Below are 22,884 nucleotides of genomic sequence, written 5' to 3'. Positions count from 1 at the left end.
ACCGAAGATCAACGCCTACTTAAATTAGCCAAAGTAAAATAACTCTTCAAATTTTTTATCTAAAGCAATGCAAATAATAAGCGCTAATCTTGCGGATGGGTTAAATTGTCCTTTTTCGATAGCACTAATAGTTTGTCGAGAAGCCCCCACTAATTTGGCTAATTCTTCCTGAGTCAAACTTTTCTCTGCTCTAGCAACTTTTAAGCGATTTAGTAAAACTAATTCTTCTTTTTTTCCCATATTTAAAAAACTCCGTAACTACTTAATAATGAGGCAAAGCCTAATATAATAGCTAATATAGCTATGATCCCACTTACCAAATAGAGCTTTTTATCTGGCATTTTAGAATACTGATAAAATGAAGCCGCAGCTACTTGAGCCATTAAGATTATCATAATGTCTATGGCTGATTCATTAAAGATAACCCTCAAAACAATAAGAAGTAACATTACAACCGATACTCCTACCCACCCAATTTGAAAAGCTTTCGTATTAATGGCTTCGTCCCTTTCGTCTTTTTGTGCTCGCTGTGCTTTTTTTAAAACATCCTCTTTTTCCATAGTTTGCTCCTCCTTTAACTATTATCTAAATAATAACATTCCAAAAGAGATATGTAAAGTATTGTTGTCACCATGTAAAGTTTAATTGCTTTTGTGTTTTCACATTCCTGTCTTTTATGTGGTAGATTGCAAAATTCTATCCATATCGCCTAGTATTCTAACCATAACCCTATAGCCTTAGTAGGGCTTTCAAACAAAAACAAAAGAACAGAGTTAGAACTAGCTCTATCCTTAACGGTCAATTGATTCAGCTATTCAGTTGATTTTAAGAATTAGATCGAAGATCACTCAGAAATTAAAATGGGTATTGAATTTGATCAAGGTGACTACTTTTAATCATTAGTTCTTTATACAAACGATAAGCCAAAATTTCGCCTAAATAAGCAAAGGCTGAAGACAAAGGCATTACAACAAGGATAGCGTTAAGAGGTAAGATGAGTATGAAAAGACTCATCATTTTTCAGTTAATATGGACTAGACAGTTCGCAAGTCGAGGGAAATAGATTATTCCTATTAAGACAGGTCATAACATTTTCTTAACTAAATGTTCTGGGGCTTGTAGAAATAATGTGATATCAAGTGGCGTCAATAAGCTGATCACTAACAGTTTTCTTTTTGTGTTCTTCATAAAATTCTCCTTGTTTAGTCTGCCAACTTCCTACTCTCTATAATATACGTACCATTCAGATACACTACCCCCTTTCAAGATTGACTGTCATCTTTAAAAGAGTTTATAAATCAGCCAGTTTGACAGCTTAAGTTGTTTAATTTACTTTTTCTTGGCAAATAAAACAAAAAAAACAACTACTTCCTAAGTCTAAAAGTAGATTTAGAAAAAAGTTGTTTTAAGGATTATAAATAGAATGACTAAGGATTAACTAATTACCTTTAAATAAACTTGCTTCATTGAAATAAACGATTTAGGGCATAAAATGCCCCCACCCTTTTCCAATTGCATAGCCGGCACCATAGAAAAAAGTAACAATCAGTAACCCATAAACGATCATTTTTAAAATCTCTGTTATTTTTTGGTATTTTTCCAATTCATTTGCATCTTTTTCAACTTTTTTCATCAGATCAACATCCCCTCTTAACATATAATCTATAGATATTTGATAAAAATTACTAATCTTAATCAAGGTTGGAATATCAGGAAAGCTTTTTCCTACTTCCCAACTAGACAATGTTTGTCGTGTGACATTCAACGAATCAGCAACCTGCTGCTGAGTAAGTTTAAGTTCTTTTCTCTTTTCCTTTAAGATCTCATTGAGCATCGTCTTCACCTCCTAAATTTAAGATAGGCTTTATCAGAGTTTTGGCCTAGCAATTTGAAATTGCAAGTGATCATATTTTGGCAAATATTCTTTGCATGGCGATTATATCAGGGATTGCTTTGAATTTATATCATTCAAATGAATTGTTAAGACTTTCAACTGTCCTATTTATTTTTAGCAAATAAAATGAATTTCCATATTTAAAAGAGACTCGAATGGTTCTCTTTTATACTTCTTAATATTTTTCATAATTTTCTGACTAAAAGCAAAAGATTATTTAAATTTAAATTAAAAGTTTTATTTTTATAATTTCTAACATAATTCTATTATAAATCTCTAATTTTCATTTTTTCAATTTGGGAAGAAATTTTTAATTGCTTTCTCATAGCAAAATATATAGCTAATAGAATAAAGGTAGGTATATTGTTTACTAAGAGTGTCGATACAAAATCCATTAAACTTTTCATGTTATCGGATTGTTCCAGGGGGGTGATGGTTAAAACAAGTGATAAAGACATAGAATAGACAAAACTTAAAGAGGGCAGTATCAAGCCAAACCATTTATTTTTAAGTTTAGATAATAATATTTGTAAGATAATAATTAATGCCCCATATACAATAAACATAATCAAAGCAGCTCTCATATCATTCAACTCCTTTCATCTTTTTATACTCTGAAACCAAAATTTTAGCTGTTTCAAAATCAAGCTTATCATTAACAGCCAATCGTTTAATTAAAGAGATATAAGGTTCATTTGCAATATCATCGCTCATTTGAATTTTTTGGATAAGCCTATCTAACCTTAGTCTTACTGTCGGATAAGTAACCTCATATTGTTTAGCGATTTCTTTTAAAGAGCCAGATGCTAATATAAATCTTTTGATAAAAGATAAATCTTCTTCTTCAAGATTTGCCATCCATTCAGGAATAATATTAATTTTCATTTCACCCCCCCTTCTTTAATTAAGTTAAAGTTATCATTTAACATTATTAAAGTCAATCTTTATCCTATACTTTTACATTATTTAAATTAAGTTTATATAAAAACTGTTTTTAGTGATAAAATGAAGCTTAACTCAACAATTGATTCTAGTGAGACTACTATTTAGGAATTAAACTAAAAGCTAGCTTTAATTTTAGTAGAAAGTTTAACTATTAGCCTGAGATAATTATTATATCGGCCTCTCTTAAAAACAACATCAATATTGCTAAAAAAAGAAAAGGAGCAAGTTATAACACTTCATAACTTACTCCTTTTTTTATATTTGATTTAAGAAAGCTAGTCATACTAACTCATAACTCTTTGCAATTTGGTTAGAAAAAATATATTCTCAGCAAAAATTCTGCGAGTGTTGTATTAAATAAATAAATTGATAGACCATTAACCATGGCACTAAAAATATAAAACAAAAGCAAAAAAGAATAGTTTCTTTAAAGCACTTTTAATAGTCTTATTCATATTTATCCCTTATGTTATAAAATTTTATCGCATGAGATAATTGATCGTTATCCATTGTTAAGAAGACAACCTTAATAGAGCTTATCCCCTTACAAGATAATTGAAATTCCTAACTTAGAATTAACTAATTAGAGATTGACATATATCCATTCAAAACAACATAGCTCTAAAACACTTTTCGTTCTTTCAATCAAACTCGTCCTGTCTTATATCCATTCAAAACAACATAGCTCTAAAACAAAAGAAAACACAAGTACAGAGCTAAGAAAGTCTTATATCCATTCAAAACAACATAGCTCTAAAACTGTCCCTCGTGGATAAATAGATTTCCTGCAGTCTTATATCCATTCAAAACAACATAGCTCTAAAACTATTAAGGTATTAGTTGATAATTTACCTAAGTCTTATATCCATTCAAAACAACATAGCTCTAAAACGTAAAAGAATTAATTCCTCCCATGTCATAAGTCTTATATCCATTCAAAACAACATAGCTCTAAAACTGCAATGTTCTGTCGCTCGTGATAAGATATGTCTTATATCCATTCAAAACAACATAGCTCTAAAACAATGCAAAGCAAGTCGCTCGGCTACTACGTGTCTTATATCCATTCAAAACAACATAGCTCTAAAACTCGCCGTTTTGATATTCCAAAGATAATTTAGTCTTATATCCATTCAAAACAACATAGCTCTAAAACTGCGACGTGTGACTTTTTTTGGCAATCATCGTCTTATATCCATTCAAAACAACATAGCTCTAAAACAAAAGAAAACACAAGTACAGAGCTAAGAAAGTCTTATATCCATTCAAAACAACATAGCTCTAAAACTGTCCCTCGTGGATAAATAGATTTCCTGCAGTCTTATATCCATTCAAAACAACATAGCTCTAAAACTATTAAGGTATTAGTTGATAATTTACCTAAGTCTTATATCCATTCAAAACAACATAGCTCTAAAACGTAAAAGAATTAATTCCTCCCATGTCATAAGTCTTATATCCATTCAAAACAACATAGCTCTAAAACATTCCCCAGCAATCCAACCTCAAAAAATTTGTCTTATATCCATTCAAAACAACATAGCTCTAAAACTGCGTGCCGATTTCGTATTTGATACCGAGGGTCTTATATCCATTCAAAACAACATAGCTCTAAAACTAGAGTCTTGCATGCGCAAGCGAGCGAGCGGTCTTATATCCATTCAAAACAACATAGCTCTAAAACTTGTGTTTTATAGCTAACTATGATTATATAGTCTTATATCCATTCAAAACAACATAGCTCTAAAACCGATAGACCTGTTTAGCAACTTCTCTATTGGTCTTATATCCATTCAAAACAACATAGCTCTAAAACACGTACACCTCACGCCAGCGCACAACACGCGTCTTATATCCATTCAAAACAACATAGCTCTAAAACTACTATTTTACCGACAGCTCGCAATCCGCAGTCTTATATCCATTCAAAACAACATAGCTCTAAAACCTTTTAAAAATCACACACCAAAAAAACGATGTCTTATATCCATTCAAAACAACATAGCTCTAAAACCAATAACACACAATTCATTCCCTCAATCGTGTCTTATATCCATTCAAAACAACATAGCTCTAAAACATAATTGCACTTATAAGAACTCTGAAACATGTCTTATATCCATTCAAAACAACATAGCTCTAAAACGAGAATTAGAAAATGTTTTTTTGTAGTTTAGTCTTATATCCATTCAAAACAACATAGCTCTAAAACTAATATTCTAATTCTGATTTTTGTTCTTGCGTCTTATATCCATTCAAAACAACATAGCTCTAAAACATATCTTATCACGGACGAATCATTATTGCAGTCTTATATCCATTCAAAACAACATAGCTCTAAAACTCCACATACCATTCCAAACTACTTGCATACGTCTTATATCCATTCAAAACAACATAGCTCTAAAACAACCAATTAAGCTTATCAGTTAGCAACCATGTCTTATATCCATTCAAAACAACATAGCTCTAAAACTCATGCATAGCGACTAATTCTAAGTCAACGGTCTTATATCCATTCAAAACAACATAGCTCTAAAACCTCGCAATGCTTGGAGACCTTATTATGAAGCTATTTGTTTTTGCGAAAACTTCAGTTTTGAATGGGTAATTTTTTATTCTTCAAATTTATAAACATAATATTCTGAATCTATTACATATTGAGGGTATCCATATAACTTTCGTGGTTCTATAAAAAGTGTACGTAACCCATAACTAGTAATGTATTCAAATAAATCATGGACTTGATCTTGTGTTAAATAAGAAAGTGAATTGATAATGATTAATAACTTCTTTTTTTTCAAATAATTAACTACTTGAACTATATCATAAAAGCGTTCATTTATCGAGTGATAATCAGTAGCAATTGTCACATTAAATAACTTCAAAACCGCTTTTATATCCACTTCATTAGCTATTAAGTCTAGCTCTGAATCTATTAATACATCGTCTACTTGTACTAGTAATTGGTGCAGAGTTTGCTCTAATTGATTCTTTTTTTCAGGCGTCTCATTTAATTGATCTATTATATCTTGATAGATTATATTTAAGAAAGTGGTTGAATTAATTTGATACCCTAGTATATCTGTGATTATAACCATTTCATTGGCTTTTAAGTTATTGTTTTTATGGTCATAAAATTTTAACTCTGCCTCTTCAGTGTAAGAGTATATTTGTTCAATAATGTTTGAAAAAAGTTTGACCTCCTCAATTACCAATAGTGTAGGACATTCAATTAAAAGCGGTTGATCGAGCATTTTAAAATTAATCTTCACTCTAATCTCCCTCCCCTAAAATCACAATACGATCTGTTCGATTCGCAATGGATACGTCTGATTCTCCTACCAAATATATCATCCTTGAAAATTGTTTTTCAGTCACTGTTAAAAGTGTGACTAATCCTTCTTCTGGAATATGTTTTTTTAAACGATTAATTTGCGCCGCTTTAGCCGTTGAATTAAGTAAAATCTTACTATAAATTGAGTACTGATGCATAATAAAACCTTCATCAATTAAAAATTTTCTAAATTTACGATAGTCTCTTTTTTGCTCCAAACTAGCAACGGGCAAATCAAACATTAATAATAAACGCATAAATCTATAAGACATCTCTAAACTCCGGCTGCCTATTATCCTCCTCATTCAAAAATTTAATCGATCGTTTTGTATAATCAGCAATAATATTTGTTAAAAACATCTCTTGTTCCCTATAAGCGAATGTTCGACTAAATATTTTAAAGAGTTTTAATTTAATCACTTTGAACTCTTCGCCTTGATACTTATAAACGATAGTATCAATTATTATTCGAAAGGGTTCCATTAAGTCACTTGCTAAATTAAATTCATTAAATTGATTATCATGTTTGATTCCTAATTGAGTTAAACAACCATTTTTTACAATTTCTCTAGCAAACATGCTTAAAATAAGGGTATACCCATAATCCAAGGCGGCATTAATAGTACTGGGATCTGTCCGTACAAAATCTGCTCCAAAAAGTGTGGTGAAATATAACCGAGAAGCATGCGCTTCTCGATTACTTTCATCAAAAGATAGAATGCCCTTACTAAAGTGTCTTAATGTTTCAGCTTTAGTATTAGCGCCTAGCTCCTGCAAAAAACTAGCCTGATTTAAAATTTTTTGTCTAATAATATTTCTCCATAGTTCATTTTTAAAAGAGACAGCCCACCTCATCTGTTTTTTCAATTGTAAGGAACTATCATGGCGTCCATAATAAGGTTGGAGCATACTTTTAGGTAGACGTTTTTCATCGCAAAAAACAACCAGTACATTATGATCAGCTAAATGTTTTAATAGCATCGTCGTTAGTGTAATATCAGTTGTTTCTAAAATAAGTATATCGATTTCTGACAAATGAATTAATTCGGTTGCTCGTGCACTTCGATAGTATAAATGGTGATTTTTATAGCTCAACTTGGAATGTGAGTTAACCACCACTGTCCGCCACGCCATTACAATTCCTCCAACTTTATTCTCGTTTCATAAAGACCAGTTATAGAATAGAAAATTAAAACAGATTCGTTTAGATCTCCTAATGTATATCTAGACCGTACCATGTTTTCATCTAAAAAATTAAATGCAGCAGGTGCTCCATAAGAAACAAAAGTAAATAAAGAAACAATTGATTTGGCTAGGCCATTAATATCCTGACTCTTCTTCTGATAGATTGTTTCTAACCGTTTAGTAACTTTAGGTTTTTGGATATATTGATCAGCAAATCTAATAACCTCCTGGAAGATTAAATCAAACTTTTCTAAGTGATTATTTACATATTCTACACTTTCAGGATATTTACTTTCATCATAATGTTGAGCATGATAGACCATTGGCACTAAATGAGCAGATAGAACAAACTGATTACCTTTTTGAGCTTCTTGATGCGATGAAATCAAACGTCTTGCGCCCTCTTTTGTTTCGTAGAGTGTGTATTTCTTTAACACAAGGTATTCAGCGTCTTCTCGAAAGCCCTTGTCGCTTAAAAATTCTTTTGGAGATTGCTTAAACTTAGCTTTTTCTTGCATTGTTACGCCGATGAATTGCCATTTCTTCTTATCTTTTATTGCTAAAGTAAAGGCGGTTTTAGGGTTCAAATACCCTCCATATTTATTTATATCCAATCCTTCTTTTATTGGTATGAGTTTCTCTGAAGTCCCCTTAGGGTTTAACGTTTGTTTGTATAATTCTCCAGATTGTTCTTCTACTTTTTTGACGATATTCATCTGCTTTGAAGATAGCACTTTTTTAATTGTCTGCATTTCTTTATTTTTATCCCAAAGAACCTCGCCTGTCTTTTCGTCAATCACAAAGTCTTCCACAAAGAAATCAATCATCTGATCATATTTCATTTTTCGATAAGAAGCTTTGTTTTTAATAGAACTAGATTGATAAGAAAATTGACCATAGACCAAGTCACGTTTCACTCTTGGATTAACTTTCAAAATTTTATTAGCCACCACTGCATTTAAATATGCATCATGTGCATGATGATAATCGTTAATTTCACGAACTTTATAAAGATTAAAATCTTTTCTAAACCGACTTGCTAAAGTAGATTTTATGGTGACGATATCTACAGTTTTTTCAGCCGAAGAATCATTTAAAATCGTATCTAAAATATTAGCAACATATTTAGTTATCTGGCGCGTTTCTACCAAGCTTCGCTTAAGGAAACGTTCTTTTTCTTTCTCGCTCAATCCTCCTCTTTCGGCTTTGGTAAGGTTCGCTAGTTTCCGTTCGCTCATAAGTCCTGACTTTTGTAAACGTTCCCAGAAACTTCGCTGTTTATCGACGATAGCTTTAGAAGGGACATCGTCCAATTTTCCCCTATTTTTTGCAGAACTAACAAGAACTTTATTATCAATCGAGTTATCTGTAGTAAAACTTCTTGGAATAATATGATCAATATCATAAAAAGATAAACGATGAATATCTAAAGGCTCTCCTGTATACATATCTTTCCCGTTTTGTAGATAATATAAATAGAGACGATCATTTTGTAAGGTTTCATTAACTATCGGTTGCTCTTTTAATAAATTACTACCAAAGTCCTTCAAGGCAGTCGTTAATTTATCTTCGCGTTTCTTAGATTGCTTCTTACCAAAAGCTGTCGTTTGATGTTCACGAGCCATTTCAACTACTACTGAATGAGGAGCGTATCCCATAATCCCTACCACTTCTTCTACAATTTTTAGAGATTGTAAAATTGATTTTTTTATAGCAGGCGAGCCTGGCAACTCATAAACCATATCCTCTAACGCTTGATCTTGTTCAATATTTTGAGCGCGTTCAATAGTCTCTTTAAAGCTAAGCGTTTCATCGTTAATTAATTGCATGAAATTTCGATTGTGATGGCGATCTACTCCATCATCATCCTTTAAATAGTCCATAATTGTCTTATGCGATTGCTTATCACGAATACCATCAATTAATTTTGCTGACAACCTTCCCCAACCTGAGTAATTTTTTCGAGAAAGATGCTTAATCATTTCTGGTGTTAAGTATTGATTAAATTGTTGCAATTGTGTTTTCTTCATCTTACGATCTTCGAAAATAGTCAGAATAAATATAATCTTTTCTAGCATTTGCGAAAGCGAGTCATCATCAAGTAAGGCTTGCATTCCTTCAATTTTCATAAAATCTAAATAGGTTGAATAACTTGCATTAAATCTTCCATCAATCCCATTGATTTCACTGGCTTTTATAGCCAACTCATTTATTAGAAATTTTTTTAAATTTTTCTCGCTGACAGAATGATTTTTCTTAAATAATTGATTAAAAATGGCTTCTTTTTCTTTTTTAGAAAAAAATTGAAGCCGTTGTCGCTCATCTTTATAGGAAACTTTTGTTAGTTCATTAAAAATGGCGAATTTTTGATACAGCAAACTTCGCTTAGGTAGTACCTTTTCCTCTGGAAGATAAAGGTCGTAGTTGGTCATTTTTTCAATAAAAGAAGTAGCAGATGCTTCTAAATTGACCACACTCTCAAAATTCCACGGTCTAACAGCTTCATTTGACTTTCTTGTCATCCATGAAAAACGATCTTCATTTGTTTTAGCAAGTGGCCCGACATAATAAGGAATTCTAAATTTGAATATCTGTAATATTTTATTACGGTTTTTGGCTAAAAATGGATAATACTTTTCTTGATGATTTAAGATAGCCACTAACTCTTCTTGATGGACTTGATGAGGAATACTTCCATTATGATAAGATCGTTGCTTTCTTAATAAATCCTCTGTCTCCATTTTATGAATAAAATAATCACTGCCCTTAATGTTTTTAATTTCAGCTCGAAGGTATTTATAAAACTCTTCGAGACTAGCTTCGCCGTCTATATATCCAGCATAACCTTTTTTTGTCTTATCCCTAAAAAGATTATAGTATAAACTCTTCGAATGATTTGCAACAAGGTCTTTAAGCTTTCTTAAATCTTCTTTATGTTCATTGTATTGACTTATCATATTATCAGAAAGGAGCGCATTTGTTTTTACACCACTCGGTTTCAAAACGCCTGCTAATTCAATAGCATCGTAAGTTGCCTTAGCCGTCGTAAATAATTCTAAATGCTCATCACCTATTTTTCCCAACAACTCTTCTAAATCCTCATTGTAGGTCTCTTTCGTTAGTTGCAACTCTGCTTTTTCTTCTAAATCAAAAGCCTTTTGAAAGTTTCCCTTATTTCCAACAATCAGATTTAAAAATTTTTCTAACGGGTGTGACGTTTTTATTTTTAAGAGATTTCTTACTCGTTGATTCTTAGCTGATCTAGCAATTTTTTCTTTAAAAATTAATTCAATTTGACTTGATTCCTCATCAGTTACTATTATTTTATCTTCTGGGAAAGCTTGATTAAACGTTTTAATAAATTGAAGCCATTGTTGTTTAATGGAAGTGTTTTTTAAGTCTAAGTCGCCTTCAATTAAAAAATGTCCACGGTATTTGATAATATGGGCGAGTGCCAAATAAACTAATCTTAAATCAGCTTTCTCGCTACTATCAGCTAAGTGTTTACGTAAATGATATATCGTTTCAAAGTTTAGGTGGTATTGTTTTTCCTCATCCATGTTTCCAAATATAGGGTATATGTTGTAAGGTTTGTCTTCGTCTGTAAAAAAGCTGTTGTCTAAACGTTCAAAGAAATTTTCATCCACTTCTTTTATCGCTTCAAAAAAAAGATCTCTTAAATATACAATTCGATTTCGCCGACGACGTAATCGCCGACGACTCGTTCTTTTCATTCGAGTATCTTCCGCAGTTTGTCCCGTATCAAAAAGGCGAACTCCCCAGAAATTCTTCTTAATTTTCTTACGATCAGTGTTGCCTAATATATTCATGTTTTTTCTCACAAGTTGGAGGTCTTCCGTTAACACAGCCCACCCTACTGATCCCGTCCCAATATCTAATCCAATCGTATAAGGTTTCTTCACTTAATCTCGCTCCATTTCATTGAGTTTTAGTATCATTTTTAAGATAACGGTTACATTATAACATAGCATTATATGAAAGAAGATAATTTTTTTAAAAATATTCAATTTTTCCAATAATAAAAAAATAATATAGAGCGTTGACACAAATGATTTTTATGTTATTATATAGATGTTGTATCCATTCAAAACAACATATGCGAGTTAAAATAAGGTTTAACCGAACCCAACTTATGGCGCTGTCTCGGCGCTTTTTTTTTAGCTAAAATTATGAAATTAACCACGCTAGAAGGTGAATTGTTTGTGTACAATGCGCTCATTCACTCTCTCATTCCATCTAAAATAGTAACCGCTTCTCAAGTGCTGCGAACACTCACTTTTGCAATGAACCTACCCTCTCCCCACAGAAAAAGCCCCCGCATCCGTTTAGGATGAAGGGGGATTTCTTATACAGTCGAGACGATCTATTAAAATTTATCATGGAGTTTAAGGATATCTAGCAACATTTCATCCCTATATTTTAATAAGGATTCCCGATCATTTCCAATTTCTTTTGGTCTGTTTTTAAGCGATTCTGCGACCATTTTCGGAATTTTCTCCTTGGCTTCTTCGGGAATTTCAGTCCATGTAGCAAGGTCTTCTAACCAGCTTTCTAACGATGGACCGATATGTTTGAGGACAGCTTCAATTCCACCTTCTCCTCCGCCTAGTTCAAAGACAAGACCCGGTCCCATAATTCCCCAACGAATGCCTGGTCCAAAGGTAACTGCCTTATCAGCATCTTCCATCGATACTGCACCGTCTAAGACCATCGAGATAAGCTCTCTAAAAACAGTCGCTTGAATTCTGTTAGAAACAAAACCTTTTAATTCTTTATTCAATACAATCGGTTCTTTATTAGAAGACTTAAAGATTTCTTTAGCCACTTCAATCGCCTGATCACTCGATTTTTCGCCTTTAGCCAATTCAATTAGCGGAATCAAGTGCGGGGGATTATAAGGGTGTGCTCCGATAATTCGATCGGGTTTTTCAGCAAATTTAGCGATTTCTGAAATAAGCAAGCCAGAGGTTGAAGAACCCATCACTGCTTTTTCTGGTGCATATTTTTCAAAGTCTTTAATAAATCCTTGTTTTATTTCATAATCTTCAGGTAAACACTCTTGAACATAATCAACATCTTCTAGCGCTTCTTCTAAGTTTCCTGTATAAGAGATTCTGCTTAAAATTCTATCTCTTTCTTCTGATGTAAAAACATTTTGAGTAATTAGGGTATTTAAAGCATTATCAATATATTTTTTTACTTTTTCTTCTTCTTCTTCCCATTTGTTATAAGAAACTACATTATATCCTCCAATAGCAAAAACAATGGGGAAAGAACTTCCTATCACACCACCAGCAATAACGGTAATCTTTTTATCCATATAAAACGCTCCTTTAAATACAAAAACCAACCCTATAACTGATTTCATTAACTAGTTATAAACAAGACTATGTTCCATATCGTTTTAACGAACAACCCCATTGAATGTCATTAGTTATCTCCTATCCTTTTCTTGAAGCCCCCTTCCTAAACCAATTCATTAAAGCAACGAACTGTCAATCTATACACATTCAATTTATTGGTCTTCGTTAACAAATTTATCTTAGAATAAAAATAGAAGTCTTTCAAGAATTCTGAATTCGTTGTTTTTTAATATCATACCATTTAAAACACCCAGTCTTTTAAGGGTGATTTGAAAGCATTTTTACTGTCAATTACAATCCATATAAACTATCTTTATTTTTAATGACCATTTAAATTATAAGGAGACAGTCTGTTGAAGATCAAAAAGGTTAAAAAAAATCTATTGTCTCCATTTTTCCTTCTTATTCATGCACTTGTATCCTACTTCAAGAGAACATTAACCTACTCATCGTTTTTTGACTATGTGATAGGTAGTGGAGTAATTTTTTCACTATTATATGAACCCACAATGGCTAATTGTTGACCTGGCTTGATTTTTAGAGTCACTCCGTTAATGATCGAATAATCTTTGTAACTAAAGTGGACATCTTCTAATTCGATCGAACCTGATAAATATGTCTTTTCTTTTAGATGATCTTCTGTTTTTTGTTCCAAAATATGACCAATTTTGCTTAGAGAAGCTTTCATTCTTGAATAATCTGAAATCTGTTCGAAAAATACCCCTATTAGGTTTAATAATTGAAGTTTTTAACTAATTAATGGAATTCTTATTTCATTCGTTTTTTATTTTTTAATTAGGTTAAAAAGACGATATTGCTATCTCTTTAGCTTTGTCTGTGAATTTGTTTATTCTACAAATAGGGATTTGTTAAAGAATTTTATCTCTCTCCTAAATTAAACATTATTTTCTAAAAATGGTTGAACCAGATCCATCCACTCTAGAGGAAGATATGCCGATAGGTAGCCATGACTATAACCTTTGGCTTCATATAGAGTACAATTAGGATGCATTTTTCGAAATAGCTTGGCTGATTCCTTGACACAGCGCATTTCTTTTTCACCATAAATATATAAAACCTGTGCTTTACTATCTATAATAGACCTTTTTAGCTTATATCCTCCCATATATGTTCGGTACATTGTGATTAATGTTTTCATGGGAAGTCTTGGCATATCTACCATATAATAGTTTTCTAGTTCTGCTGGGTAAGCCATATTTGGATACATTTTTTCATTAAACTAAGTTGAACTTTACTAGCTAATTTACTAAACATAAGTTTACCAAAAAGTTTTACAATTATCGTACTAACTCTTGCCAATTTTGGCTGAGGAATGCAAAGACTTCCATCTATGATTGCTTTCTGTGCTATTTCATTGTCTAATGATAATAACTCCATAACAATTTGCCCACCCAAAGAAACACCACCTACAGCATACAATTCTCCATCACAATTATTTTTTATATAATCCATAATTTGCTGTGCAGAATTTTCAGTCGAGATATAATCTTTCTGATATTCTTCTCCATGACCATCAAGGGTTGGTAAAATGACATGGTAGTTTTCGGATAACATACGCGCTTGGCGAAGATAATTCCACCAAGAATTACCTCCACCATGCACCAATAATATATGTGGACACTTTCGATCGCCAAATTCATGAAATTTCATATTTCAGTACCCTCTTTACAGGAAGTATATCATTTAGATTTTAAACTAAATCTTATTAAATTAGTAGAGACTTTCACCTCGTTTTCTCCTTCTACCGTTTTAATTAATATAATTTTATAAGTGTGTCAGCCAATCGATAGAATATAAGATTCCCTCATGCATTAGCCAAGTAAACACAAAAGTAGAAACAGCTTTCGTTGGGATAAAAATTAAAATAAACTTTTTAAAAGACAAAGAAGTCAGCCCAGCAATCATACATAGAATATCATCAGGCGCGGCTGGTAAGAAGAATAATGTTCCTAATATCCAAGCAAAACGATTAACATTTGATGTCCAAGCCATATATCTCTTATAACACTTTTCCGAAATAAAGCAGAGTATAAAAAATTTGCCGTACTTACGTGCCAGAAAGAAAGCAATAATCGATCCAATGGTAATCCCTATATAATTATAAATAAAACCAATTAAAGTTCCAAAGACAAAATTTCCTGCTACTGAAGTCATCCCACCTGGTATGATGGGTATAACTACTTGAAAAATTTGGACTCCAATGAAGAAGAGCGGCCCCCAAAAACCTAATTGACGAAGGTGAACGGAAAACATTCCACCTTGATTTTCAGGCTTAAAATACGTGCCACAAAAAATAAAATATATAATAATCATTGAAAGAATTAAACCGACAAGGGTAATTATCTGAACTATTTTCCGATACTTTTTTACTCGTGAGCGTAAATCTGACTCTAGCATAAATAATAAACCCCATTTCATCTATAATTATTATATGATCCAACTGATTACTTAAACCTAGTATAGAGTCCTAATGTGATAAGAAAGTGATAATGTTTGTATTCGCTTAAATTATTTAGGGAGATTTGAATTTAATTAAAAGACTTAAAATTAATTAAAATAGGTTAATTTCTCAATTTCTACGGAAAACTTTTCTTCTTTAAACCTTTATTATTCCAGTTTTTTTACCCTCTTCTTAGACAAAATAAAAGATGTGCTAGAAAACCATGCGGATGTCTAGCACATCTTTATAATGTTAAACTTAGATCGTTCTAATTAAATCAATAATGGGTCTATCTAAAATTCTTTTTAATGAGAGGTAATAGATCAGTATATTAATTAGATAGATAACCAAAGAAAATCCTAAAAATAGTAAATAGTAATAGTTATTAATCAGAACCCCCAGACTTAGAGTGGAGGATAACAATGAAATACTAATCATAACGCCAAGCGTCACAAAAATTGAAAGCATAAACGATTTTATTTGTTCGAAGAAAAATTCCTTTAGATAGAGTTTTTTTAATTCTTTTGAATCCATTCCACAAGAATAAACCATGCCAATTTCTTTTTTCCTATTCATTAAACTCATATTAATGGATGAATAGCCATTGGTTAAATTTAAGATAACTATAATCAAACCTATCGCCACAATAATTTTTATTAAGGAGTTTAGACTCTGAGCTCGATTTTTTTTGACTTCTTCTCCTGAGATTATCTCGTATTGGTCATCATAAGCTACCTGCTGATTAATCTTCGCTTCAATATAATGCTTCACATCATTCACTTCTGCTTCAGCGACATTTATTTTTAATTTATAGGGATAGCGAGCGACTTCCGAATTAGCATCCTCCATCAAGCGATGATAATTAGCAAAATCAGTATAAAGCTTAACTTGAAATGGCAGCGTCCGCGACTCATACATACCAGGATCATTAATGGTGGTAGCGATTTTAATTTTTGACCGATAGTTTTCACCAATGAATATATCCATTTTTTCAACATTTTTGAAATAAGGGATTTTTTTTGCCTTGGCAATTGGTGTTTGAGGATCCTCTTGAACCCGATTGTCTAAAATGAATTGCCCCTTCTCTCCTCCCATCTTTTTTAAATCTTTTTCTTCTAAAGCAATCAAGAAGCCTTCAAGATAATCTGATTCCATTTTTTCTAGTTCTTGTTTTAGTTTTTTGCCTAAACCAACTTCCTCTGCCTGGTTGGATAAGGCTAAATTATTTTCAATAGATAAGTACTTCGCTTTCGAAATATACCCTTTATTATGCGGTATTTCTTTTAAGATATCTTTTAAGACTACAGGAATTTCATTATCTTTACTATAATAATCAACGATAATATTATACCCTTCATCAAAGTAGCCAAAATTAGTATAATAACGCGAAATTGACACAACCAAAAGGAATAAAGAAATGATTATAATACCTATAGCTGAAATATATGTCTGCGATTTTATACTTGCTAGGTTATTCAATCTTAGCTCTTGCCAAAGATTATCAGCTTTTTTTTTACTTGTTTTACCCAAGCTAATATTGCCCTTTATTCCGTCAATAATACTGATTTGAGTGATTTTTCTTGTTGGAGTTATGACTGCAAATAAGACCACTGAAAAAGTAATCAATAAGATGACCAGACTTAAAAGAGGATTAATTTGGATTAATTCTATTTTTGTCACTTCTTGTGCTTTTTGAATATTAATAAATAAATCAGATAAGATTGCAAATCCCAGGAAATGCCCAATTAAAATTGGGATGATAGATAGCCAAATAGCTTCCTTCACTAACAGCTTATATATTTGTAAATTGGTAGTTCCAATCGACTTATACACTGAAAGCTCTTTTATTTTTCTAAGTCCCCATACCCAGAATATATTTTTGATGAAAAAGATAAATAGAGCTAAACAGACAATTAAGGAAAAAATGATCATAGCTTTTGACATAAATTGTTGTATCGGATCATTTTCAACCCCGAAATATGCAATCAGTCTTTCATTAAACTCTAAATCTAGAGTGCGATCTAATGTTTGACTCATTTGTTCTTGTAGAGTCTCTCTATTTTTATAAGCCTCTTCAAAAGAATCAAATTTAATTGAAGCTTGCAGTGGTTGATCACTAATGGCATAGGTCAATGCATAGGTAATTTTACTATATTTATTATAGACATCTTCATAAACACCTACGATTTCATACTCTTTAGTATTTATTACATTAAATGTTTCTTCATTAGTTACCGTACTTAACGGACCTACTTCTTTTTGATTAACCACTCGACTACCCAGTTTAATTGATAGTCTATTCCCTAATTTAAGCTGATGCTTATCAATAAAGGATTTGGAAAGGACTATTTGTGAATCATTTTCAGGAAAGTGTCCTTCAATCATCTCTGAATAGCTTCGCATTTGATTGATTGATTCATCTTGATAATTGATAGCTAAAATATCCTTTTCATATAAGCCTGAATCTGGTTGAACTGATGTTCCACCAGCTAATTTTACTGTTTCTATCGATTGAAGTTGCTTAATTTCTTGACTGTTTAATTCTTGTTTAATCACAGCATCTGCGTAATTCTGAGCCATAGTAGACTTATAATGAATTAAGAGATTGTTGTAGCCATAATAGATGACCACCGAAAAAAATAGACTCACAATAAACAGCGAAATAAAAATAGGGAAATTTCTTTTATTCATTGCGCTCATCCCCCTCAATTTTACCATCGACAACTGTAATCACTCTATTGGTTTGAAGAGCGATTTCCTCATCATGGGTAATGACTATGATCGTTTGTTTTAAACTTTTGTTAAAGAATTTTAAAATATCGATAATCTCTTGCGAATTTTTACGGTCTAAATTACCTGTTGGTTCATCTGCAAGTATAATCGAAGGTTTATAAATTAAGCTTCTAGCAATAGCCACTCTTTGTTGCTGGCCACCTGAGAGCTCACTAGGGAAACTGTCTAACTTATTTTCAATCCCCAATTTTTGAACTATATCCTTAAACCCCCCCTTGTCAATTGCTTTTCCGTCTAATTTTAAGGGGAGTTCTATATTATGTCTGACTGAAATATTGGGTATGAGATTATAAAACTGATAGATTAAACCAACTTTTCTCCGTCTGAACAAGGCTAATTCTTTCGCGCTGTAATTAGCGATATCATTTCCCTCTATATAAACTTTGCCCTCACTTGGAAAATCGACGCCACCCACAATATGGAGTAAAGTAGACTTGCCTGAACCACTAGGACCAACTATCGCCACAAATTCTCCTTTGTCAATGGTTAGATTGACCCCTTTTAAAGCTTGAACAAGATTATCTCCATTTCCGTATTCTTTTTTCAAGTTTTCTACTTTTAAGATCTCCATAATAGCCTCCTATTAGTTAGTAAATTAATAATAGTCTGGCAATGTGATAATTAGGTGACATTATAGAATTTAATTTCAAATTTTGCCCCATTCTCAACATTTGAGACATTTATTTCTCCTTTATTCTTTTCAACGATACTCTTAGCCATGGCCAATCCAATTCCAAACCCATTGGAATCAGGGGTCTTATAAAATCTTCTAAAGATTTTTTTCAAGTTCTCTCTAGCTATCCCACCGCCATTATCTTGAATAGTAAGCGAGGTAAATAAAGGATTTCTCCTTGAATCAATCTTTATATGATTACATAGGGGACGATTATAGGCATTTTTTAAAATATTCGTCACGGCTTCAGCCAGCCAGTAAAAATCACCCTCTATAAAGAGAGTTTCGAGAGAATCACTCACTTCAAAATGAACATTCCTTCTAAAATCAACTGTTTCTGAAGCATATTCCACTAATTCTGCTAAATTTATGGTCTCTTTTTTCATGGGGTCTTCTTTTGCATCAAGACTCGAAAGCTTTAATAAAATATCTGAAAGTGTATTCAGTCTTAACAATTGTCTTTTTAAAATTAAAAGTTCCGACTTACTGGCTTCTTGGACTTCTATGGTTTCCAAAGAAAACTGCATACTTGTTATAGGTGTTTTAATTTGATGGGCAATATCTTCAAGGTATTCTATCTGCCTTTGAGCGTTATCGACAGTCTGTTCCCGAGCTTCCACCAAAGCAATAAATAATTTGTATAGACCATCTTCTAACATCGAAAAATCATCTTGCTTCATAGGCATGGTATAATTTTTTTTGTTCATATTTTCGATTAATTGAAGCAATTCATTGATTCTTTGCTTCTTTCTATATTCAAGCCAATAATATAAGCCTAGTAGACTGAAAATCCAAAGTATATATATCATTTAATCCATCCTATATCCTATGCCTCTAATTGTAGTAATTACATCCTTATCAAGCTTTTCTCTGATTCTCTTAATGGTCGATGTCAATGTATTGTCATTAACGTATTTATCCCTATCCTCCCAAAACATTTGCATCAGATGACTTCTTGTATAAACCCTATGTGGATTTTTCAAAAACAATAGAAGAATCTCGTATTCAAGCGCTGTTAGATTAACGGACTGGTGATGATAATGAACTTGCGATCTTGTAAGGTCAATTTCAATGTCTTTGTATGCTAAAGTTTTATTTTCCGTCAAAGGAATCGTTCTTAAAACGGCATCCAGTCTTGCCCGAAGTATCGCTAAAGAAAAAGGCTTAATCAAGTAATCATCCGCCCCACTATCTAGCGATCGTATAATAAAATCCTCATCATTCTTCACACTTGTAATAATGACACGAATATCTTTAACTTTTAACTGTTCAATTAAATGATGCCCCTCTTTGTCTGGTAAGTTGATATCTAATAAAGCAACATCATAAGTAATATTTATTTTTTCTAAAGCTTCATAATAGGAATGAGCGATGTCTGCAAGATAATCATGGCTCAGTATATAATTTTGAATTTGATTTGCTATTTCTATATTGTCTTCAATAATCAAGACTTTATTCACTGCTAAATCCCCCCATCTTTTCATAAATAATTATACAAATTATAAATCATAAAGACACCCTATCTTTTTAGAATGAAATAACCCTCAAAAGTGTAAGTTAATAAACACACTTTTAGGGCTATTTGATATAGTTTTTCATATTTGTTTTTTAAAATATCATAATATTACTACTATGATATTTTGTTTTAAGAGTCAATAATAAAATAGGTCGTTTTCGAATGAGTGCTCGATCAATAGATAATCTTTATTTTGACTAATTGATAGATTCTCACCATTTTCTCCGCAAAGTGTTTCTAATTATTGTTCGAGTTTAGGGGCCAGTATATTTCTATCGTCCTAAGTCCTAATTTTTCTTATATTCTCATTCGTATTTCTTTTTTAGCTTTTCGTGTAAATCCTTTAAATTACTATTTTTTCTAATTTGCTCAAATATTTCGTCATTAGAAAAAATATTAAGAACAGATTGTACAATCATTTTATCACTTCTATTAGCCTTCTTACCTACAATAATATTTTGATCCATCCAATCATCAACGAGATTAAAATAATCATCTCCCTTTAATACAAAGTCTTTCTCCTTCATTAAAATTAACTCATTTAAAACTCGCTCTGCATACTCCGAACCATTTTCAATATCATGATCTTCTAAATACCTTTTAGCAGCTGAGAGATAAAATGTAATTACAAGCCCTTTGTTTAATTCTTTAATATTAAATATATCTATTAAACTTTGTATTTTATTTGAAGTTTCCTTCCAACTAGTCAAGTCCAAAATCTTGTGTAAAATACTCTACAATATTTCTACGCTCACTTACTGATTAAATTTGATATACTTTCTTGAGGAACTGAGCCATTCGTCATACGTGTCCATCAGGACGGCACCAATTAATCGATTTGCTGACGCACAATTAGGGAAAATGCGAATAATTTTTTCTCTTCGGCGCACTTCTTGGTTCAATCGTTCCAAAAGTTTAGTTCTATTTAACGATTGTGACTTTTACCCACTACGGTGTATTGAAAAGCATCTTCGAAGCCATTATCCAGAATCTCGCAAGGTTTTTGAACATGGACCCAGACGCCGCAAAATCCTGGGCAAATCGGTTGAAGAACGCCCCCAGAAAGTGGAAGACCGTGAGGAATGGGGACACTGGGAAATCGATACTGTGGGTGGTCCGCATGGTGAAGAGGACCCTGCCTTATTGACGTTAGTTGAGCGTCACTCACGCTTTGAGTGGCTTATTTTGATTAAGAATCAGACCAGTCAGGCCGTTCATCAAGCGATCACCCAACTCATGAACTCCCTAGGAGATAAAGCTGAGCGACTCTTTAAGACTCTTACAAGTAATAACGGTTCAGAGTTCAGTTCACTCATAAAAGCCGTCTCCTCTGTAGCTGAGGTCTACTTCGCTCACCCTTACTCATCTTGGGAGCGTGGCACCAGTGAAAACCCACACCGTCTCGTTCGACGCTATATACCAAAAGGGGAGTCTTTAGCTAGGTATACACAGGTAGATATTGATCGCATTCAACAATGGATGAATGACAGGCCTCGGAAGCTATTAGGTTACGCCACGGCTCACGAAGTGTTTGTTAAGGCGTGGAAGAATGAACAGAAAACAGCTTGACGTGAGGGCTTGACAAGGAGCCTCCTTCGCCATGGTTTCCTAGCGTAAACGCCAGATAAACCGCTCAGCCCATCAGGCTACCATGGCTCAGCTCCTTATCAAACCCTCACAGAAAGATTAAACAACTACACGGATCATTGAACTCACACTTCTCATGGGCGAGGACTCCTTTGTACTAGGTGGCTAAGTTGTATTTGCAATTTATATCTAAATAACAATTATAGTACGCGTCATAAGCAACATCTCTATTTTTAGTTTGCGTCTTGGTCGCGTATAAGGAACACCAATGTATTTTCATATTTTTATAGAAAATGTGCATTGATAGGCGTTGTGTACCCTGCATCTGCTATTAAATAAGTCGGATTAAAAGAAGGGATTTTTTCAAATAAGAAGGGGAAAGCCAGTGTATCGTAGGTGTTTCCTGAATGGACACTATAAGCTAATACCCATCCCCTTGCGATCGCAAGCTGTTTGAATAGTATAGGCAAAAACTTGGCCATGGTCCCCTTTATGAAACCACCCTACCTCCGGATCATTGGGACTGATTGTTTGGGACTTTGTTAAGGTCTCCTTTTTTGTGTTTTTTAGCGACTTTTTTCTATGAATCATCCGATCTGCTTGAACAGCTTCCAGCATTTCATCTGCCAACCATTTGGCTTGTACCGGCACTTCTTCGTTGGTATATTTCCGGCCATTCGCACAAGCTTTGACGTGAGTACATCCATAAAAACTGCTTGGGTATCGACTACTCCTGCCTCCAAACACTGCGTGAGTATCTGGCTAAAAATCTGTTGGGCGATACTTGTTCCTTCAAAACGCCACTTGTAATTCTTTCCAAAGGTTGAAAAATGGGGCACTGAATCCGTGAGAGATAATCCTAAGAACCAGCGATAAGCAACATTCACTTGAATTTCTTGAATGGTTTGGCGCATGCTTAGAATACCTTAGAGATGTTGAATGATGAGATTTTGATAAGCGTAATCGGATCAAAACTTGGACGTCCACTATCCAAACAATAGACATCTTCTACTAAAGCATAGTTGAATGAAAAATTTATAGGGCGATCAATTTTGGTTCTATAATTTATAGGGTTGATGGCCGAAGGCCTCAACTCTATTTTTTACTTT

19 protein-coding genes, 3 pseudogenes and 1 CRISPR repeat array are annotated in these 22,884 nt (G+C 32.8%); of the genes and pseudogenes, 1 reads left to right on the top strand and 21 read right to left on the bottom strand.

The window, feature by feature from the left end:
- Positions 1–24: 24 nt before the first annotated feature.
- From ACQV18_RS08080 to ACQV18_RS07990, 19 genes and pseudogenes are all read right to left on the bottom strand, one after another.
- Positions 25–240 (bottom strand): helix-turn-helix transcriptional regulator, encoded by a 216-nt coding sequence (locus ACQV18_RS08080; protein ID WP_428873910.1) that lies wholly within the window; start codon positions 238–240, stop codon positions 25–27.
- A 2-nt stretch (positions 241–242) separates the two neighbouring features.
- Positions 243–560 (bottom strand): DUF6442 family protein, encoded by a 318-nt coding sequence (locus tag ACQV18_RS08075; RefSeq protein WP_428873909.1) that lies wholly within the window; start codon positions 558–560, stop codon positions 243–245.
- 920 nt (positions 561–1,480) lie between these two features.
- Positions 1,481–1,834 (bottom strand): helix-turn-helix transcriptional regulator, encoded by a 354-nt coding sequence (locus ACQV18_RS08070; RefSeq protein WP_428884931.1) that lies wholly within the window; start codon positions 1,832–1,834, stop codon positions 1,481–1,483.
- 326 nt (positions 1,835–2,160) lie between these two features.
- A complete protein-coding gene (locus ACQV18_RS08065) occupies positions 2,161–2,478 on the bottom strand; it encodes a hypothetical protein (protein ID WP_428892900.1) in 318 nt (105 codons plus the stop codon).
- Between the two features lies 1 nt (position 2,479).
- Positions 2,480–2,779, bottom strand: a complete 300-nt coding sequence (locus tag ACQV18_RS08060; protein ID WP_428873905.1) for a DUF2089 family protein — start codon at positions 2,777–2,779, stop codon at positions 2,480–2,482.
- A gap of 652 nt (positions 2,780–3,431) precedes the next feature.
- A CRISPR array of direct repeats spans positions 3,432–5,381; the repeat unit is 36 nt; unit sequence GTCTTATATCCATTCAAAACAACATAGCTCTAAAAC.
- A gap of 73 nt (positions 5,382–5,454) precedes the next feature.
- Entirely contained in the window at positions 5,455–6,114 is a 660-nt protein-coding gene (gene csn2, locus ACQV18_RS08055) for a type II-A CRISPR-associated protein Csn2 (RefSeq protein WP_428873904.1), read from the bottom strand.
- Between the two features lies 1 nt (position 6,115).
- A complete protein-coding gene (gene cas2, locus ACQV18_RS08050) occupies positions 6,116–6,448 on the bottom strand; it encodes a CRISPR-associated endonuclease Cas2 (RefSeq protein WP_428873903.1) in 333 nt (110 codons plus the stop codon).
- The gene (gene cas1 / locus ACQV18_RS08045; protein ID WP_428892899.1) at positions 6,438–7,310 is read right to left on the bottom strand and encodes a type II CRISPR-associated endonuclease Cas1; all 873 of its coding nucleotides are present in this window, start codon (positions 7,308–7,310) and stop codon (positions 6,438–6,440) included. The genes cas2 and cas1 overlap by 11 nt, the downstream gene beginning before the upstream one ends.
- Entirely contained in the window at positions 7,310–11,284 is a 3,975-nt protein-coding gene (gene cas9, locus ACQV18_RS08040) for a type II CRISPR RNA-guided endonuclease Cas9 (protein WP_428892898.1), read from the bottom strand. The genes cas1 and cas9 overlap by 1 nt, the downstream gene beginning before the upstream one ends.
- A 464-nt stretch (positions 11,285–11,748) precedes the next feature.
- Entirely contained in the window at positions 11,749–12,702 is a 954-nt protein-coding gene (locus tag ACQV18_RS08035; protein WP_428892897.1) for a 3-hydroxyacyl-CoA dehydrogenase family protein, read from the bottom strand.
- 503 nt (positions 12,703–13,205) lie between these two features.
- Positions 13,206–13,400 (bottom strand): hypothetical protein, encoded by a 195-nt coding sequence (locus ACQV18_RS08030; RefSeq protein WP_428892896.1) that lies wholly within the window; start codon positions 13,398–13,400, stop codon positions 13,206–13,208.
- Positions 13,401–13,640: 240 nt separating this feature from the next.
- Positions 13,641–14,416, bottom strand: a pseudogene (locus ACQV18_RS08025) (alpha/beta fold hydrolase).
- A gap of 114 nt (positions 14,417–14,530) precedes the next feature.
- Positions 14,531–15,163 carry a TVP38/TMEM64 family protein gene (locus ACQV18_RS08020; protein ID WP_428892895.1) on the bottom strand — a complete coding sequence of 211 codons (633 nt, stop codon included), beginning with the start codon at positions 15,161–15,163 and terminating at the stop codon, positions 14,531–14,533.
- Between the two features lie 301 nt (positions 15,164–15,464).
- The gene (locus tag ACQV18_RS08015) at positions 15,465–17,897 is read right to left on the bottom strand and encodes an FtsX-like permease family protein (protein ID WP_428892894.1); all 2,433 of its coding nucleotides are present in this window, start codon (positions 17,895–17,897) and stop codon (positions 15,465–15,467) included.
- Positions 17,890–18,570, bottom strand: coding sequence for an ABC transporter ATP-binding protein (locus ACQV18_RS08010; RefSeq protein WP_090288724.1), 681 nt, complete (start codon positions 18,568–18,570; stop codon positions 17,890–17,892). The genes ACQV18_RS08015 and ACQV18_RS08010 overlap by 8 nt, the downstream gene beginning before the upstream one ends.
- 50 nt (positions 18,571–18,620) lie before the next feature.
- Entirely contained in the window at positions 18,621–19,481 is an 861-nt protein-coding gene (locus tag ACQV18_RS08005) for a sensor histidine kinase (RefSeq protein WP_428875816.1), read from the bottom strand.
- Complete coding sequence (locus ACQV18_RS08000) at positions 19,482–20,132, bottom strand: response regulator transcription factor (RefSeq protein WP_428874698.1); 651 nt, start codon at positions 20,130–20,132, stop codon at positions 19,482–19,484.
- Positions 20,133–20,493: 361 nt separating this feature from the next.
- The gene (locus ACQV18_RS07995; protein WP_090288721.1) at positions 20,494–20,898 is read right to left on the bottom strand and encodes a hypothetical protein; all 405 of its coding nucleotides are present in this window, start codon (positions 20,896–20,898) and stop codon (positions 20,494–20,496) included.
- Positions 20,899–20,943: 45 nt separating this feature from the next.
- Positions 20,944–21,191: pseudogene (locus tag ACQV18_RS07990) on the bottom strand (transposase); the annotation flags it as partial.
- Here ACQV18_RS07990 and ACQV18_RS07985 point away from each other — a divergent pair.
- Positions 21,146–21,757 (top strand): IS30 family transposase, encoded by a 612-nt coding sequence (locus tag ACQV18_RS07985; protein ID WP_428892910.1) that lies wholly within the window; start codon positions 21,146–21,148, stop codon positions 21,755–21,757. The pseudogene ACQV18_RS07990 and the gene ACQV18_RS07985 sit on opposite strands and share 46 nt — an antisense overlap.
- A 432-nt stretch (positions 21,758–22,189) precedes the next feature.
- Here the strand turns inward: ACQV18_RS07985 and ACQV18_RS07980 are convergent, their stop codons facing one another.
- On the bottom strand, positions 22,190–22,522 hold the full coding sequence (locus ACQV18_RS07980) for a hypothetical protein (protein WP_428874027.1): 333 nt from the start codon (positions 22,520–22,522) through the stop codon (positions 22,190–22,192).
- A 20-nt stretch (positions 22,523–22,542) separates the two neighbouring features.
- Positions 22,543–22,689, bottom strand: a pseudogene (locus tag ACQV18_RS07975) (transposase); the annotation flags it as partial.
- Positions 22,690–22,884: the final 195 nt, after the last annotated feature.

It is taken from the genome of Facklamia sp. P9177, from assembly GCF_050409585.1.
Taxonomy (GTDB): Bacteria; Bacillota; Bacilli; order Lactobacillales; family Aerococcaceae; genus Facklamia.
The sequence above is the reverse complement of the archived record's forward strand: the minus strand, read 5'-3'. Positions and strand labels throughout refer to the sequence as shown.